This is a genomic window from Frankia sp. AgB32 (assembly GCF_023243045.1).
In the GTDB taxonomy this organism is placed as follows: Bacteria; Actinomycetota; Actinomycetes; order Frankiales; family Frankiaceae; genus Frankia.
This window is the reverse complement of sequence record NZ_JALKFX010000014.1, coordinates 46063-61977: the sequence shown is the minus strand read 5'-3', so window position 1 is coordinate 61977 and position 15915 is coordinate 46063. Positions and strand designations below refer to the sequence as shown.

15 protein-coding genes and 1 riboswitch are annotated in these 15915 nt (G+C 70.7%); of the genes, 6 read left to right on the top strand and 9 right to left on the bottom strand.

What is annotated here, in order from left to right; translation table 11 throughout:
* Positions 1-143: 143 nt before the first annotated feature.
* Entirely contained in the window at positions 144-680 is a 537-nt protein-coding gene (locus MXD60_RS06770; RefSeq protein WP_248818112.1) for a hypothetical protein, read from the top strand.
* Positions 681-738: 58 nt separating this feature from the next.
* Here the strand turns inward: MXD60_RS06770 and MXD60_RS06765 are convergent, their stop codons facing one another.
* Positions 739-1509, bottom strand: coding sequence for a tyrosine-protein phosphatase (locus tag MXD60_RS06765; RefSeq protein ID WP_248818111.1), 771 nt, complete (start codon positions 1507-1509; stop codon positions 739-741).
* Between the two features lie 666 nt (positions 1510-2175).
* On the opposite strand from MXD60_RS06765, the gene MXD60_RS06760 reads away from it, so the two are divergent.
* The 5 genes from MXD60_RS06760 to MXD60_RS06740 all read left to right on the top strand — a co-directional run bounded on the left by MXD60_RS06760 (position 2176) and on the right by MXD60_RS06740 (position 6773).
* Positions 2176-2421, top strand: coding sequence for a hypothetical protein (locus MXD60_RS06760; RefSeq protein ID WP_248818110.1), 246 nt, complete (start codon positions 2176-2178; stop codon positions 2419-2421).
* Positions 2422-2430: 9 nt separating this feature from the next.
* Positions 2431-3408 carry a CehA/McbA family metallohydrolase gene (locus tag MXD60_RS06755; RefSeq protein WP_248818109.1) on the top strand — a complete coding sequence of 326 codons (978 nt, stop codon included), beginning with the start codon at positions 2431-2433 and terminating at the stop codon, positions 3406-3408.
* Positions 3386-3700, top strand: coding sequence for an NUDIX hydrolase (locus tag MXD60_RS06750; protein WP_248818108.1), 315 nt, complete (start codon positions 3386-3388; stop codon positions 3698-3700). The genes MXD60_RS06755 and MXD60_RS06750 overlap by 23 nt, the downstream gene beginning before the upstream one ends.
* 667 nt (positions 3701-4367) lie before the next feature.
* A complete protein-coding gene (locus MXD60_RS06745; RefSeq protein ID WP_248818107.1) occupies positions 4368-4736 on the top strand; it encodes a hypothetical protein in 369 nt (122 codons plus the stop codon).
* A gap of 801 nt (positions 4737-5537) precedes the next feature.
* Positions 5538-6773: a site-2 protease family protein gene (locus tag MXD60_RS06740; RefSeq protein WP_248818106.1), complete on the top strand. Its 1236-nt coding sequence runs from the start codon at positions 5538-5540 to the stop codon at positions 6771-6773.
* On the opposite strand, the gene purB is transcribed toward MXD60_RS06740, so the two are convergent.
* The 8 genes from purB to MXD60_RS28635 form a co-directional block, all read right to left on the bottom strand.
* Positions 6675-7982 (bottom strand): adenylosuccinate lyase, encoded by a 1308-nt coding sequence (gene purB / locus MXD60_RS06735; protein ID WP_248818105.1) that lies wholly within the window; start codon positions 7980-7982, stop codon positions 6675-6677. The two genes, MXD60_RS06740 and purB, sit on opposite strands and share 99 nt — an antisense overlap.
* On the bottom strand, positions 7979-8503 hold the full coding sequence (gene purE, locus MXD60_RS06730; RefSeq protein WP_248818104.1) for a 5-(carboxyamino)imidazole ribonucleotide mutase: 525 nt from the start codon (positions 8501-8503) through the stop codon (positions 7979-7981). The genes purB and purE overlap by 4 nt, the downstream gene beginning before the upstream one ends.
* A gap of 3 nt (positions 8504-8506) precedes the next feature.
* Entirely contained in the window at positions 8507-9823 is a 1317-nt protein-coding gene (gene purD, locus MXD60_RS06725) for a phosphoribosylamine--glycine ligase (protein ID WP_248818103.1), read from the bottom strand.
* Positions 9824-10215: 392 nt separating this feature from the next.
* Positions 10216-11160 (bottom strand): hypothetical protein, encoded by a 945-nt coding sequence (locus MXD60_RS06720; protein WP_248818102.1) that lies wholly within the window; start codon positions 11158-11160, stop codon positions 10216-10218.
* Between the two features lie 147 nt (positions 11161-11307).
* Positions 11308-12591: an adenylosuccinate synthase gene (locus MXD60_RS06715; RefSeq protein WP_248818101.1), complete on the bottom strand. Its 1284-nt coding sequence runs from the start codon at positions 12589-12591 to the stop codon at positions 11308-11310.
* Between the two features lie 219 nt (positions 12592-12810).
* Positions 12811-13245 carry a DUF3151 domain-containing protein gene (locus MXD60_RS06710; protein ID WP_248818100.1) on the bottom strand — a complete coding sequence of 145 codons (435 nt, stop codon included), beginning with the start codon at positions 13243-13245 and terminating at the stop codon, positions 12811-12813.
* A gap of 43 nt (positions 13246-13288) precedes the next feature.
* Positions 13289-14017: a transglycosylase family protein gene (locus tag MXD60_RS06705; RefSeq protein WP_248818099.1), complete on the bottom strand. Its 729-nt coding sequence runs from the start codon at positions 14015-14017 to the stop codon at positions 13289-13291.
* Positions 14018-14019: 2 nt separating this feature from the next.
* A riboswitch (cyclic di-AMP (ydaO/yuaA leader) is annotated at positions 14020-14220 on the bottom strand.
* A 71-nt stretch (positions 14221-14291) separates the two neighbouring features.
* Positions 14292-15902 carry a serine/threonine-protein kinase gene (locus tag MXD60_RS28635; RefSeq protein ID WP_308222386.1) on the bottom strand — a complete coding sequence of 537 codons (1611 nt, stop codon included), beginning with the start codon at positions 15900-15902 and terminating at the stop codon, positions 14292-14294.
* Positions 15903-15915 lie beyond the last annotated feature (13 nt).

The following is a 15915-nucleotide window of genomic DNA, read 5'->3' as shown; positions in this document are numbered from 1 at the left end:
CCGCGTCGGCGGCGTCGGCCGTGCACATGCGGGCTGGGCCACCGCCACCGAACATGGACGTCGGCCGGTCCGCGCGGCCGCGGACACCCGGACCGCCGGTGCCGGCCGCGGATCGGCCTGGACGTCGAGGGGGACGCAACCACGTGGATACCTCGCCCGACTCCGACATCCGGGCCCGTACCGCCCGGCCCGAGCACGGGATCTACGGGACGGTTCTGACGGCGGGGCTGATCGCGGCGCAGGATCCGCTCGTCGAATCACTCGCCGACATGGTCGTCGATGTCCTGGTCACCGTTGCCGTCTTCTGGCTCGCCCACGGGTACGCGCACGCGGTCGCGCGTCCGTTCGGCTCCGATGAGGGTGGTGAGGCGGCGGAGCCGACCAGGCCGCTGCGGCCGTGGGGCGCCGCCCGCCTGGCGTGGGCGTCGCTGATGGTGAGCTTGCCACTGGCGCGGGCGTCGATCGGGCCGGTCGCGGTGCTGGTGCTGGCCCGCCTCGCCGGCGCGACCCTCGACGATGCCCAGGAGATCGCGCTGTGGGCAAGCGTCGTGCTGCTCGCGCTCTGGGGGCTGCGCGCGGGCCTGGCCGCCGGTTCGACCGGCTGGCGCCTCGTCCGTCAGACGGCGGGCAGTGCCCTGTTCGGCGTCGTTCTCGTCATCCTGGAAACGGCCATCCACTGATCACGCGGCCCACCCGCCGTCCCGGACGGATGGGCCGTGCCGTGGCCGTAGCCGTGGCCTACAGGGGCTGGCTGGGCAGGAACTTCGCCTTCAGGGTCTGCAGCGTCTGCGGGCTCAGGCCGAGGCCCTGGACCGCATAGTTCTCGAGCGAGCCGTAGGAGGTCGTCACCTGGTCCAGGCCGGCCCGCAGGACGGCCGCGGCGAACCCCGGAAGCTGGCTGAGTATGTCCGCCGGCGCCGGGAGCGCGGGCAGTGCCGCGGCAAGGGCGGACTGGACGGCCGGCGCGCTGAGGAAGGCCGTCGCGCTGCGCGCGAAGTCCTGCGCCACGGTCGCCGGGTCGACACCCAGCAGGGAGAGCAGCACGGTGGGCGTCAGGCCCATCGGGTCCTTCGCGGCCAGGCAACGCAGATGCGCGGAGGGGGAGCTCCCGGCCGCGTCCACGAAGTCCGTCACCAGCGTTCCGACGGCCCTGCTCGCCGTCGGGCTGGCGATGAACGCCCGCACGCCGTTCTCGACGAGCAGTTGCACGTCCGCGGCGGTGACCGGAGTTCCGGCCGGCGGCAGGCTCAGGCCGTTCTCGGCGGCGAAGCGGAGCACCGCGGTCACCGCCTGGTCGGCCGTGGCGCGGTTGAACGTCCGGGGCCGGAAGGCCAGCCCCGCTCGGAGGCCATCGGCGCCCGGTGTGTGCGCGGCGCTGACGGTCAACGTGCTCGAGTAGGCCGTGGAGCTGGCCATGGCGGGGGTGGCGGCGACCGCCAGGAGCGAGCCGGAGATGGCAATCGCACCGACCAGCGCAATCGGCCGGCCCAGTACGGACAAGGTAGACACGGGACCGGACGCTAGAGCCTGCGTCATAAATACCGCAAGGGATCTTCTCCCACCGGAAATACAATTTTCTACCTGGCCTGGGGGAAGTCGCTTGCGGAGAAGCCGGTCGGAGTGGGTCCCAGACAGGGTCGCGGATCTCGGCCGACCTGGTCGCGGTGCCTGGTTGGTTCACCGAGACCTCGGCGGGCCCAGTGGTCGCCCGGTCTGCGCGACCGGGCCTGCGTCCGTCCTGTCGCGGGCCCGGCCGTACCCCCTCTGACCTCGCCGTCGTCGTTCGCGAGCCAGCCGCCCGTCGATCCCACCGGCCGCCGCCGCGCGCTGACTCCGTCGGCGCGGATCGTTCGGAAAGCCGCGCAGCCAGCCTGCGGAATCTATACGATTGATCGCGAGCGGGAACCGTTGGCTGTCGATTCGGGAGCGGTCGAGATGAGTTCCGAATGGCTTTCCCTGTTGGCCCGGGGTGACGATCCGAACATCATCAGCAGAATGCTAAGCGGGTGGGCTGTCCTCGGCGAGACGCAGCACCTACCGGGATAGTCCATTCTCGTTTATGCGGGCGACGCCGACCATCTGACAGATCTTCCGCGTGCTGAACGTGCCGCGTTCCTGCTGGATCTCTCGCTGCTGGGCGAGGCGGTGAGCAAGGTCTGCACCGAGAATGACCCGGTGTTCCTCCGGATCAACTACGAGGTTCTCGGGAACGCCTGGCAGCACCTGCACGGTCACGTCCGCGCCCGGTATTCCTGGGAAGTTGAAGAATTCCGGGTCGGACCCGTCTACCTGTATGGTGACGAGCGGACGAAGGAGGAGTATGCCCTCGGTCCGGCCCATTCCCCGCTGCGGGCCCAGCTCGCCGCCGCCCTGTTCTCGATCACCGCGGATGCGTATCGCAACGACGAATCCTCGGGCTGAGGAAGGCAGATGATCTCGGACCTGCCGTTCAACCTGCCCGGACGGTTCTGGCGGGGTAACCTGCACACTCATTCCAACCAGTCGGACGGCGCGTTGTCTCCGGCGGACATCGCACACCTCTACCGCGAGGCGGGTTACGACTTCCTGGCGGTCACGGACCATTTCCGGGCCCGGTACGGATTCCTGCTGACCGACACCAGGCCGCTGCGCGGTCCAGGATTCACGACGCTGCTGGGCGCCGAGCTGCACGCCCCCCGCACCGAGTTGTCCCTGGAATGGCACATCATCGCCGTGGGTCTGCCGCTCGGGTTCTCCCCGCCCGCTCCTGACGAGACCGGGCCGATGATTGCCCGTCGGGCCCGGGCCGCCGGGGCATTCATCGGAATGGCCCACCCCGCGGCATCGCTGCTGACTCTCGCCGACGCGGAGAGCCTCGACGCGGCGCACTCCGTCGAGGTCTACAACGCGCTGGCGGCAAAAGACGACCGGGCCGACAGCTGGCACCTGACCGACCTGCTGCTTGCCCGCGGACATCAGCTCGGCGCCTACGCCGCCGATGACGCCCACTTCCAGCCCCAGGACCCGCCGGGCTGCGCGGCCTGGGTACAGGTACGCGCCGAATCGCTCGAACCGGATACGCTCCTGGCCGCGCTCAAGGCAGGTCACTACTACGCGAGCACCGGCCCTGAGCTGCACGACGTCGAGATTTCCGGCGGACGGGTCACCGTGCGCTGCTCACCCGTGAGCAAGGTTCTGCTCACGGGCGGCGTGCCGGGCGTCGAGGCCATCGAAGGGTCGGCTCTGACCGAAGGCGTCCTGCCCGTTTCGATGTTCCGGCCGGCTGGCTACTGCCGGGTCACCGTGGTGGATGCCGCCGGCCGGCGTGCCTGGACCAATCCGATTCCCCTGTCCGGATTCGCCGGTCCCGCGGGGAGCGGGCCGTGGCCCGGAAAGGGCCGCCGTCATGCGTTGGAAGATCCTCGGTAGACGTCTCACCTTTGCCACACCCTGGCTGGGTGTCTGGTTTCTGGACGTCGAGCGGCCCGACGGCACCGTCGGTGAGTACCACGTCGTGCACCTTCGCGACCTGGCGGTGGTGGCCGCCATCGACGAGACGGACCGGGTGCTGATGATGTGGCGGCACCGGCTTGCCACGGACACCTGGGCCTGGGAGTTCCCGATGGGCCTGGTCGAGGACGGCGAGTATCCGCACACCGCGGCGGCGCGTGAACTCGAAGAGGAGACCGGCTGGCGACCGGGGACGCTGCGCCCCCTGTGAAGCGACCAGGCGCCTGAGATGTCGGGGTCGACGGCCTGCCCGCCGACCCCGATCTCTCCGGTGGCCCTGACCTGGTCGGCGTCATTAATGAGTCGGCCTGATGGCCTCCCCCACCCCCGCGCTGATCCTTCGAACGCGCCGTCCTTCTTTTGGAATATCTCGCTGCTTGGCAAGGCCGTGAGCAGAATCTGCGCCGAAAGTGACCCGGGATTCCTTGGGTGAACCGGGAGGTTCGCGGAAAATCCTGGCACGGTAAGGTGCGACCCGAGCAGGATGTCGATTCCTTCCGGATAGGAAAGGTCGGTCGGACGGAAGCAGCGCCACCGGAGTTCGTCATCATCGGCCCACCACACCTACCGTCTGAGTCCTCGCGGGGTCCTGCCGGAGCCGGTCGCCCCCCGGTCCGCGACGCCCCGTCGGCGGGTGGTTACGGTGCCGATTGGTCGCGCCCATCAGGGTGAACGACGGACCCAGATCACGGTGTCTTTCTCGCGACCTGGCGCGGTCGTTTTGCTTGCCGTCCGCGGGAGGTAGAAATGTGTGCGACGGCCTTTCTCGGAACATTTTTTCAGCCTGGCGCACGAATGCGCGGAAGGCTGTCGGCAGTACCGGCAGGATGATATGGGTCGAAATTGGGCCCGACCGTCAGCGAACAGGAGTAGTGAAGGTGCGTTTCAAGAAGATTGGCCTTGCCGCCGCCACCGTCGCCACCGCGGCGGGACTCACCTTCGGCGCCGCCACCGCGGCGAGCGCGTCCACCGGCCTCGGTCTGTCCACGTCGACCGGGGTTGGTTCGTCGACCGGCGTGTCGACCGGGCTCGGTGCGAACGGTCTCGGGCTCTCGCTCGGCACCGCGCTGAGCGTGGACGAGGTGGCGAGGGTGACCGCGGTGGTGAAGGCGAAGGGCGCGCTGGACAGCGTCACCAGCGTGCGGCGCAATCCCGATGGTTCCTACCTGGTCGTCGGCACCAAGGCGGGTGCGACCGTGACGGAGCAGGTCAGTGCCGACCTGCAGACCGTGACGCGGGTCTCCTGACCGACGCGACACGGTAGTCGTGAACTGACCGGCGCTCAGCCGGTCACCTGACTCGGCTTCCGGCGGCTGTCCGAACGGCGCCGGCGCGCCGGCGTCCCGGGCAGACCCGCCACGGGTACGCGGCAGCGCACGGGCCCGACTCCGTGCGCTGCCGTGTCGGAAGCGGCCACCTGCCGGTGCCACGCGGTCTGCGGCACCGGCAGGGAGCACGGGGTCGATCTGCCGAAATGCACCTACGCGGCGGCGGAACGGGGCTCGGTGCGGTCCGCCCAGGTGGTATCGAAGGCGCCTTGCCGGTCTCGATGTTCCGGCCGGGGCCGGCTACTGCCGGGTCACTGTCGTGGACGCCGCCGGGCGTCGGGCCCGGACCAATCCGATTCCCCTGGCCGGATCTGCCGTTCCAACGGGTGGCGGGTCGTAAGCCCGGAAAGGCCGTCGTCGTGTGCTGGAAGATCGCGGACAGGTGCGTAGAGGTCGTCGTGCCAGCCGAGCGCAATGAGTCCGACCACATCGAAGGGATCCCCCTGTCCCAGCTCCGCGACATGATCGATCGGTGGGAGATCGTCAGCAGCGCGACCCCCATCGGCGTGCTGGCTCTGCTGGCAAGGGACCATTCGCGGCGAAGCCGCGGCCGATCCGGCCTGTGACGAGGACTCCATCCAAACTGAACTCAGCGCTCGGCACATCTACTGTGCCGGGTTCCGGTAGTGGCGGACATCCCGCCGGTGCCGGTGCCGGTGTACGTGTAATCATGAGCCGGGTCGCAGTTGGGTGGTCGTGGGTGAGGGGCGAGGGGCGAGGATGTCGGCAGGGGCTGTCTGCACGGTTTTCGGTGCGGCTTTTTGCGTGACGCTCTGTTTTTCGCTACTATTCATCGTGATCGCCGTAGTCCTGCATGAGCTGTCCCATGCCGCTGCGGCGCTCGCGGTCGGATACCGCGTTGAAGGCTTTGTTTTCGGTGGTGGCCCGGATCGCTTCCGGTGGACTGGAAGATTCAGAATCTCGCTCGGGGCTCGGCCCGCCGCCGCGACCATCGTTTCCCCGCGGCGCGGCCTCATCTGGGGTTGGCGGGCGGTGATCGTCTACCTGGCAGGCCCTCTTGCGAATCTCGTCGTCGGATTCGTCGCGGCAGGACTCGTAGCTGTGATGCTCGCTGAGAACCATGCCAAACAAAACCGGCTGGTCGAGTCCGGAGTGGCGGAACTGCCGCCGCTGGAATGGTTTTCCTCCGTGGTGCTGCACTCCGCCTCGTACGAGGAGGGTGTGATTGCGGATTTCGTCCTGATCAACTGCGTCATCGCAGTCTCTTCGCTGGTTTTTCGGCCCGCCCGGCCGGGTCGACTCGCCACGGATGGATGGCTCATTAGAAATTATCTTCGCAAACGGCGGATCGTCACCTGGCTAAATGTCGGTAGTGAGGTGGTCATCGAACGGCCGGTGAACGTCGTGTGGGATTTCCTCGCGGAGCCGGCAAACCTGGCCCTTTACACTGGTGGGCTGCTGACTGCCGAGCGGAAAGCAGGCACCCCGACGGGAGTTGGCGAGGTGTGGGTGATCAAGTCTCGCCCAGCCGGTGATTCCTTCGCGCCGCCGATCGAGGAAATCATCCGGGAGCACCGTCCGCCCTGGACGGTCGTGATGGGTCCGGTCGAGAGCCCGACTGTTCGAGGGGTTACCAGGCTGCGTCGAACCAGGAGGAACGGCACTCTGCTCCGGCAGGAGATGCAGCTGGCAATACCAGCCAAAAACGGGCTGGCGGCTCGATACGCGGAACTTGTCCGACTGGAACGGGCCGAACTCGATCAGCGGCAACTGGCAATCCGCCAGATCCTGACGGCACAGGCCGACGGAACGCCGGCTGAGTCGGTTCAGGTGATGAAGGTGGGGACGGTGGTGCTGGCCGGGGTCGACGGGCTGCCCGCCGACCCCGACAGCTCGTCAGGTAAGCGCGGCCAGGGCGTTGAAGACGGGGCCGAGACGTTCGGTGTAGCGCTCGGGGCGGCTGACCTCGTCGAGTCGGGCCTCGTCGAGGGGTAGGCCGCGATCCGCGGCGTGCTTGCGCAGCGTTTCCCGGAACGGGACGGACGTGCGCCAGGTCTCCATCGCCGCGGCCTGGGTGATGGCGTAGGCGTCCTCGCGGGACAGGCCGGTCTCGACCAGTTCCAGCAGCACCGCCGAGGTGTAGACCAGGCCACCGGTGGCGTCGAGGTTCGCCCGCATCCGGTCGACGTCGACGACCAGGCCGCGGACCAGCCGGGTGGTCAGGTTCAGCAGGTAGTCGGCGCCGGCGGCGGCGTCCGGCAGGGCGATGCGCTCGGTGGACGAGTGCGAGATGTCCCGCTCGTGCCACAGCGGCACGCCCTCCAGGACCGGGACGTACTGGGCGCGGACGATCCTGGCCAGGCCGGCGATGCGCTCCGACATGATCGGGTTCTTCTTGTGCGGCATCGCCGAGGAGCCCTTCTGCCCGGAGCCGAACGGCTCGGACAGCTCGCGGACCTCCGTGCGCTGGCCGTGGCGCACCTCCAGCGCCACCGCCTCGCAGACGGTGGCGAGCCCGGCGAGCGCGGCCACCCAGCTCGCGATGCCGTCGCGCAGCACCACCTGGGTCGCGACCGGCGTCGGGTGCAGACCCAGCTTCTCGGCGACGTAGGCCTCGACGTCCGGTTCGATGTTGGAGTACGTCCCCACCGCACCGGAGATCTTGGCGACGGCCACGTCCGCGCGCGCCGCGCGCAGCCGGTCGCGGCAGCGGGCCAGGCCGAACGCGAGGTCGGCGACCCGGTGGCCGAACACAGTCGGTTCGCCGTGAATGCCGTGGGTGCGGCCTACGCGCAGCGTGTCCCGGTGCGCGAGGCCGAGGTCGCGCAGCGCCGCGACCAGCGCGTCCGCCTTCGCGAGCACGATGTCGGTCGACTCGACGAGCTGCAGCGCGAGCGCGGTGTCCAGCAGGTCCGACGAGGTCATGCCGAAATGCACGTACGCGGCGGCGGAACGGGGCTCGGTGCGGTCCGCCCAGGCGGTGAGGAAAGCGATCACGTCGTGCTGGGTGACCGCCTCGACCTCGGCGACGGCCTCGGGCGTGGGCGCGGGTGCGGCGCGGACGGGCTCGACGGAGTCGCCGGGGATCCGGCCAGCGGCGGCGTGCGCCTCCATGACCAGCACCTCGACCTGGCACCACAGCTCGTACTTGTGCGCCTCCGACCACACCCGGCCCATGTCGGCCAGGGTGTAGCGGCCGATCACTGACCCACGCCAGCGGTGGCTGCCGCCGCCAGGCCTTCCGCGGCATTGCGCTCGAAGTCGTCCTTGAACTCGGCGAGCTTGAACCCGAGGTCCGGGTCGGCCAGCGCGAGGATCTGGATCGCGAGGATCGCCGCGTTCGTCGAGTTGTTCAGCCCGACGGTGGCGACCGGCACGCCCGGCGGCATCTGCGCGATGGCCAGCATGGAGTCCATACCGTCCAGCGCCCCGCCGGAGATCGGCACCCCGATGACCGGCAGTGTGGTGAGGGCGGCGACCGCGCCGGGCAGCGCGGCGGCAAGACCGGCTCCGGCGATGACCACGGAGATCCCCCTGGCCCGCAGCTGACCGACATAGTCGGCGAGGGTGCGCGGGGCACGGTGCGCAGACAGCGACACCTGCTCATAGGGAACGCCGAAGCGCTCCAGGGTGGCGCCTGCCTTGCTCATCGTCTGGCTGTCCGACGGTGAACCGAACACGACGGCCACCCGCGCCCGCGCGGACCCGCTGCTGCTCTGCGACACGCTTTACTCCTTCTCCCTGTTTCTGGGCCGCGTCGGATCCTCTCCGATCGCGGTGTCCGCTCGGCGCACGTCGGCCGCGTGACGCATGCGCGACGGGTCTCCGATGTCGGTGCGGTAGTGGGCGCCGGCCAGCGAGATCCGGCTGACGGCCTCGTAGGCAGATCCTCGCGCGGACTCCAGGTTCGAGCCGATCGCCGTGACGGACAGCACGCGCCCGCCGGCCGAGACGATCCTGCCGTCGGCGTCCTGGCGAGTACCGGCATGTAGGACGTCCACGCCGGTGAGCGCGTCGGCGGTGGCCAGGCCGCCGATCGGGTCGCCCAGTCTCGGTGACTGCGGGTAGCCGTGCGCCGCGACCACGACAGTGATCGCGGCTCCCGAGCGGAAGCGCGGCGTCGCCCGCCCGGTCAGCACGTCCGTCAGCGGAGTGGCGAGCAGGGCGAGGATCGCCTGCACCTCGGGATCGCCGAAGCGGACGTTGAACTCCACCACCCGGGGCCCACGGGTGGTCAGCGCGAGTCCCGCGTAGAGCAGGCCGGTGAACGGGGTGCCGCGCCGGGCCATCTCGTCGACGGTCGGCCGGATCACCGTCGAGACGATCTCCGCGGACAGCCCGTGGCTCGCCCAGGGCAGCGGCGTGTAGGCGCCCATGCCGCCGGTGTTCGGGCCGGTATCGCCGTCACCGACCCTCTTGTGGTCCTGCGCCGGCAGCAGAGGCAGGATTGCGCCGGACTCGGTGACCACCGCGAACAGTGAGACCTCCGGCCCGTCGAGGTATTCCTCCAGCACAACGCGGTCGCCGGGCTCGCGCAGGCTGGCGCGCACCGCCGCGACGGCGGCCGCGCGGTCCTCGGTGACGGTCACGCCCTTGCCGGCAGCCAGGCCGTCGTACTTCACCACGTACGGCGGGCCGAACGTGTCGAGATCAGCGAGTGCCGGCTCGACCTCGGTGTGGTCCCGGGAGGCGGCTGTCGGCACGCCGGCGGCATGCATGATTTGCTTGGCGAACGCCTTGCTGCCCTCCAGGCGGGCCGCCGCGCCGCTCGGCCCGAAGACAGCCAGACCGCGTGCCCGCACCTCGTCGGCAGCCCCGGCGACCAGCGGCACCTCCGGCCCGATCACGGTCAGTTCCGCGTCGACCTTCTCCGCGAGATCCGCGATCGCGTCTGGATTCGCGACGTCCAACGGCCGCGGCTCGGCGAGTGCGGCGGTGCCGGCGTTGCCCGGCGCACACACCAGAGCATCCACCCTGGGATCGCGGGCGAACGCTCGGCACAACGCGTGCTCGCGCCCGCCGGAACCGACGACCAGAACCTTCATCTGTTCACCTCGGTGACGCGCACGGCGGCGGTGCCCCTGCCCCCGACGCCGGGCGCCGACGGGTCGATCCGCACGGCGTTCCGCGGGCGGCACGAGATCATGGACGCCGCGGGGGCGGGCCGTGGGGCACGGCAGCCGAGTTCGGTCACGGTCACAGACTAACGTGACCAATGATCATCATGAGGGGCGTCCAGCTCCGCTCTGACCGGGCTCGGTGGATTGCACCGTTCGGGCCCATCGCCGCGTACACAACCGCGATGACCGGGCCGTTGTGTTCGCGTGTTTCACGTCACACGTCGAACGGGTCCAGGTCGGGTCGCTGTCGGGCGTCACGATTCCGAACATGCGTTCGACATCCTGTCGGGTGCGCCATAGCCTCGGCCGAGCCGCACTCAGAGACCGACTCCGGAGCGCCAGAGAAGATGGGCCATCCCGTGCACCAGTTGAAGTGCGCAGCGTCGGGCATCGACCTCGGCCATGCCCGCGACGATCGCGGCCGCGTCCACCGGCCAGACCTGGACCTCCCGACCGAGCACCGTCAGCGGCGCCGGGTCGTCGTGGCCCTCGAACGTCCGGCCGCCCGGCTCGACGAACAGGTGCAGCGAGCGGCCAGCCGCCGGGAACGACTCGCACCGCCAGTACAGCAGCGGCCAGGCCTGCAACCGCTCGCGTCGGCGTGGGCGATGCCGCCGACGGGGGTCCTGCTCACCTGGTCGGCCGGCTGCGTTCCGCTCGGCCCGTCGATGGTGGGAGGCCGAGCCGTGTTCCTCGCGTTCGAGCTGGTCCTGGTCGTCGCCATCCTCGGCTCGCCGGGCGCCGGGCCCTTCGTCGAAGGGCCCCGGGCCGACGTCGAACCGGCCCGGGGGCCGGCGGCCATCGAACCGGGTCTGCTCCTCGACCCACGTGTCGCGCGGAAGTGGGCCAGCGCCCAGGTGCGGGTCGACGCCGGGCAGCGGATGCTCGGCGGACCGTCCGGAGGCGCGGCGCGGGCGCCCGCCCGAGGCTCGCACGGTGACCGGGGGCACCAGGCGTTCGGCAGCGCAGAAGTCCAGGAAGTCGCGGATCTGGGCGTCGACGTGGTTCGCAACGGCCGCAGCGCGTTCGAGCCGCTGCGCCTCCGCCCGTTTCGAGCTGCGGATCGCGTGGCTGCCGCGAAGCAGAACATCGGTGAGCGCGTCGGGCAGCGCCTCGCCGGTCGGGGAGAAGCCGACGTGCCAGGCGTCGGAATCGGTCGGGCGCAGGTACCGGCGCCGAACGACGGGTGCGAGCACTGCCGGTCGCGGTTCGGCCAGATCGGCCAGGGCGGGTGCGCTCGGTGCCGGAACCTGGCCGGGCACAGAGCGATCTTCACCGGACGATTGGGAGCCGGCAGTGGTCACAGTCCTCACCCCCACCCGACATCGCGTTCCGTTACCTCCTCAGCGTCGATGGTAACTCTGCGTAGCGCAACTGGAGGGTGGGGTGGCGGCGGTGCGCCGGTGAACTCAGACGAGTTCGTTGATGACCAGAGTCTGGTCGCGTCCGGGACCGACGCCGATGGCGGAGACCGGCGCGCCGGCCAGCTCCTCGAGCGCCCGGATGTAGTCCTTGGCGGCCGAGGGCAGGTCGGCGTACGCCCGCACACCCGACAGGTTCTCGTGCCAGCCGGGCAGCTCGGTGTAGATCGGCTTGGCGTGGTGGAACTCGGTCTGGGTCATCGGCATCTCGTCGACGCGCTCGCCGCCGATCTCGTAGCCGACGCAGATCGGTACCCGCTCGAAGCCGGACAGCACGTCGAGCTTGGTGAGGAACAGGTCGGTCAGCCCGTTCACCCGCACGGCATACCGAGCGATCACCGCGTCGAACCAGCCGGTCCGGCGGGCCCGGCCGGTGGTCACGCCGAACTCACCGCCGATGCGGCGCAGCTCCGCACCGACCTCGTCGTCGAGTTCGGTGGGGAACGGTCCGGCGCCCACCCGGGTGGTGTACGCCTTGATGATGCCGACGACCCGGTTGATGCGGGTCGGTCCGATCCCGGCGCCGGTCGCCGCGTAGCCGGCGGTCGGATTCGACGAGGTCACGAACGGATAGGTGCCGTGATCGACGTCGAGCAGCGTGCCCTGCGAACCCTCGAGCAGCACGACCTTGCCCTCGCGCAGAGCGCGGTCGAGTACCAGGCTGGTGTCCGCGATGTGCGGGCCGAGTCGCTCGGCGTAGCCGGCGTACTCCTCGCACACCTCGTCCAGCTCGATCCGGCGCCGGTTGTAAACCTTCGCGAGAACCTGGTTCTTCTCCCGCAGCACCAGCTCGAGCTTCTTGCGGAAGATGCCGGGATCCAGCAGGTCCTGGATGCGGATGCCGGTGCGGGCGACCTTGTCGCCGTAGGTCGGGCCGATGCCGCGGCCGGTGGTGCCGATCCGGGACTTGCCGAGGTAACGCTCGATCACCCGGTCCAGGGCCCGGTGGTGGGGCATGATCAGGTGCGCGTTGGCGCTGATCAGAAGCCGGGAGACGTCGATCCCACGGGCCGCGAGGCCGTCCATCTCGCCCAGCAGGACGCCGGGGTCGATGACCACCCCGTTGCCGATGACCGGCACGCAGTCGGCGCGCAGGATGCCACTCGGGATCAGGTGGAGTGCGTAGCTCTCCGCCCCGATGACGACCGTGTGGCCGGCGTTGTTACCGCCCTGGTAGCGAACGACGTAGTCGACGGCGCCGCCCAGAAGGTCGGTCGCCTTTCCTTTTCCCTCGTCGCCCCACTGGGCGCCGATGAGGACGAGAGCTGGCACCGGGCGAGGCTACTAGGGATGGCCCTCGCGTGGGGCCGATGCCCGGATGCTGGTCCGCTTCGAACCGCGCATTTCTCGCCGAGCGTCACTACACGTCGGCGATGTCGTCACGGATCGACGCCGATAGGACTGTGTGTGACCGAGTGTGCACCTCGGTCGGGATGGCGTGCCTCGGCCAGGAGTGTGTCACCCGGCCGGTGGCAGCCGCGAAGATCGCTTTCAGTCGCCGAAGCCGAGTTCGCGGGCGGCAGTCGCATCGCAGTCCGCGAGGAAGGTGCGGCAGCGATCGGCCTCCTCGGTCTCGCCGATGGACTCGGCGGCCCGGCCGAGTGCGGCCAGTGCCCGGAGGAAACCGCGGTTGGGTTCGTGGGACCACGGCACCGGTCCGGTACCTCGCCAGCCGGCCCGGCGCAGCGCATCGAGGCCGCGGTGGTAACCGGTGCGGGCGTACGCGTAGGCCTCGACGGCGTTCCCGGCTGCGAGGGCCTGCTCGGCGAGGGCGGCCCACGGTGCGCTCAGGGCCGGCGCCGCGGCGGCGACACTGGCCGGTGACTCGCCCGTGGCCAGCGCGTCCGTGACGGCGGCGTCCGAGGGCAGGAGCGTGGGCGGCGGGCCGGAGAGCAGGTTCCTGGCCGGGTCGGACGGCGTTGTCATGGCTGCATCCTGCCGTACGCGAGTGGTGACGGGATGCACCGGGTCAGGACTTGACGCTGGCGTTCCACAGGTTCTGGCCGACCGCGCCGGGCTGGCCGTCGTCGACGCGGGTCAGGTAGCCGTAGAGGGCGGCGATGCCCTGTGACTGCTGCCCGAACTTGCCGTCCACAGTGAGAACGAAGCCCTTGTTGCGCATCGCGGCCTGCCAGACGAACGCGTCCGGGCGGACGTCGTTGCCGTAACCGGCGTTGAGCACGGTGCCCTTGAAGGAACTGTCGCCCAGCTCCTGGCGGGCGCGGTCCAGCGTCATGGGCGGCTCGGCCGGGGCGATGGCCTGCTGGACGACGTCGGAGGAACTGGAACCGGTCGCGGCGGGCCCGTTGTTGACCAGGCCCATCTTGCGCGAGCACGACGGCCACGGCTGCCAGCCGCGGGAGTTGTAGAGCTTGGCTGCGGCCTCGTCCTGGGCAGCGGGCGACGCCTGGTAGGGGCGGCCGGAATAGCCGAGTCCGTGCCAGGTCTGGTCGTCGAACTGATAGGCGCCGGAGAAACCGTTACCGGTGTTGATCGAGTAGTTGCCGCCGGACTCGCACTGCCGGAGCTTGGCGAAGTCGTCGCTGGTCGCCGCCCCGGCGGGGGACGCGCCGACCGCGGTCACCGCGAGTCCGCTGCTGACCAGCGCGGTGACCGCGCCGGTGGTCCGCAGGATGCGACCTGTTGTGGAAGGCGCCTGCGGCGCCCGATGCCTACCCCCACGCCGTGCTGACGGCATGTAAGTCCAATCCCGTTCACCTGCGGGGTGAGCTGTCGGGTGCGGGCTGGGATAGCCCGGCCGGTCCGGCCGCAGGCCTCGGTTGGTGGGTGGGACACGATCTCCCCACCGAAGGCGCTGGGTCGAGCCGACTTAACCCCAAGGACGTCCAGGACGTCCGAAATGTGGGTCCCCCACTCCTGCCCTTGCGGTGCTCTAGTCGAGCCGCCTGGCCGGTGGGCAGGACTCGGTGTCCGTCCGGGCGGCCTCGTCCGAATGACGAGTGATCGGCACTCTAGCGATACCGGTTCATGCTGTGCAAACCGGGGTGGTTCGGAGTAACCACCTGGGACCCGCGCGGGGTGGAGCCCAGGGGTGCCGCCCGGGTGGGCGGCGAAGGTGTGCCCGGCGGCGCCACCGGGCATCGATACGGCGGGACGGGGCCCCGGCCGGGGCCCCGTCCCCGCCCCGCCCCGGGGCCCCGGTCCGCCGGGGGGGGGCGGGGGGGGGGGCGGGGGGGGGCCGCGGGGGCGGGGCGGGGGGGCCGGGCCGGCCGCTGCTCGCCCGCTGGGCGGCCCGCGGCGGGCACCGCTGCCGGCCGCGCGGCGGGCGGCTGCTCGTCCTCGTACTGGACGAATCCCCCGCGGCGCCGGCGGCGACCCGGCGAACCCGACGCACCGCCCTGCCCGCCGAAACCGCCCTGCCCGCCGAAACCGCCCTGCCCACCGAAACCGCCCTGCCCACCGAAACCGCTCTGGCCCGCAGCGCCACCGGCGCCGGGATCGCGCGGCTCGCCGCCGCGGGCCGCGCGCGCCTCGGCGCCGATACCCGCCAGCGCCGGTGGTGGCACGGGGGGACCGGCCGGCGGCGGAAGGTCGGCCGGATCGTCCCACCAGCGGCGTTGCTCCCCGGCGCCAGCCACCCGGGTGCGATTGTGCGCCACGGCGTCGGCGCGTTCCCGGGACGAACTGGCCGCGACAGCACGCCGGCCCTTCGGCCAGGTCCCGTCCAGCAGGTCCGTCGCCGCCTGCCGGCTGTCGGCGCCGGGCGAGCCGTCCTGACCGAGCAACGTCATCAGCAGCCGGTCGGTGGACGGCCGGTCACGCGGGTCGCGGGCGAGCGCCGCGCGGACGACCGGTTCCAGATCCGCCGGGACGCCCCGCAGGTCGGGCGGCCCGGCGAGGATCTTCTCGGCGATCTCCTGATAGGTGCCCTCGCCGTACGGGTTCGCGCCGAGGGCCGCGTAGGCCACCAGCAGGCCCCAGGCGAAGACGTCGACAGCCGGGCCGAGCGGGGCCCCGCCTTCCATCTGCTCGGGTGCCATCCAACCCACCGAGCCGATGACCAGCCCCGTCTGCGTTCGTCCCTGGGCCGCGTCCAGGGTCCGGGCAATTCCGAAGTCGATCACCCTGGGACCGGAGAAGGAGAGCATGACGTTGCTCGGCTTGAGGTCGCGGTGGACGATCCCGGCCCGGTGGATCGCGGTCAGCGCGCTGGCCACGCCGATGGCGACGCCCTGCAGCGTGGACATCGGCAGCGGGCCGGTGTCGGCCACGACGTCGTCGAGGCGCACTCCGTCGATGTACTCGGTGACGAGATAAGGGCGGCGTGCGCCGGGATCGGCGTCGAGGACCTGCGCGGTGCAGAACGGCGCGACCCGGCGGGCCGCCGCGACCTCGTCCCGGAAGCGCTCCCGGAACTCGGGATCGGCAGCCAGATCGGGCCGGATCACCTTGATCGCGACAGCTGCGCCACGCCGGTCGCGGGCGAGGTAGACGGTGCCCATGCCGCCGGCGCCGAGCCGGCTGACGACCCGGTACTCGCCGATGACGGTCGGGTCGTCGGCGTACAAGGGCTCACCCCGCGGGCGGCCGCCGCCGCCGCGTCCCGCCGATTGCTCCGTCACTGATCTCCCGCCC

Excerpts from the sequence above, each read along its gene's own strand:
- MXD60_RS06750 (WP_248818108.1), top strand. The coding sequence starts at position 3,386 with ATGCGTTGGAAGATCCTCGGTAGACGTCTCACCTTTGCCACACCCTGG.
- MXD60_RS06740 (WP_248818106.1), top strand. The coding sequence starts at position 5,538 with ATGTCGGCAGGGGCTGTCTGCACGGTTTTCGGTGCGGCTTTTTGCGTG.
- MXD60_RS06755 (WP_248818109.1), top strand. The coding sequence starts at position 2,431 with ATGATCTCGGACCTGCCGTTCAACCTGCCCGGACGGTTCTGGCGGGGT.
- MXD60_RS06710 (WP_248818100.1), bottom strand. The coding sequence starts at position 13,245 with ATGACAACGCCGTCCGACCCGGCCAGGAACCTGCTCTCCGGCCCGCCG.
- purD (WP_248818103.1), bottom strand. The coding sequence starts at position 9,823 with ATGAAGGTTCTGGTCGTCGGTTCCGGCGGGCGCGAGCACGCGTTGTGC.
- MXD60_RS06705 (WP_248818099.1), bottom strand. The coding sequence starts at position 14,017 with ATGCCGTCAGCACGGCGTGGGGGTAGGCATCGGGCGCCGCAGGCGCCT.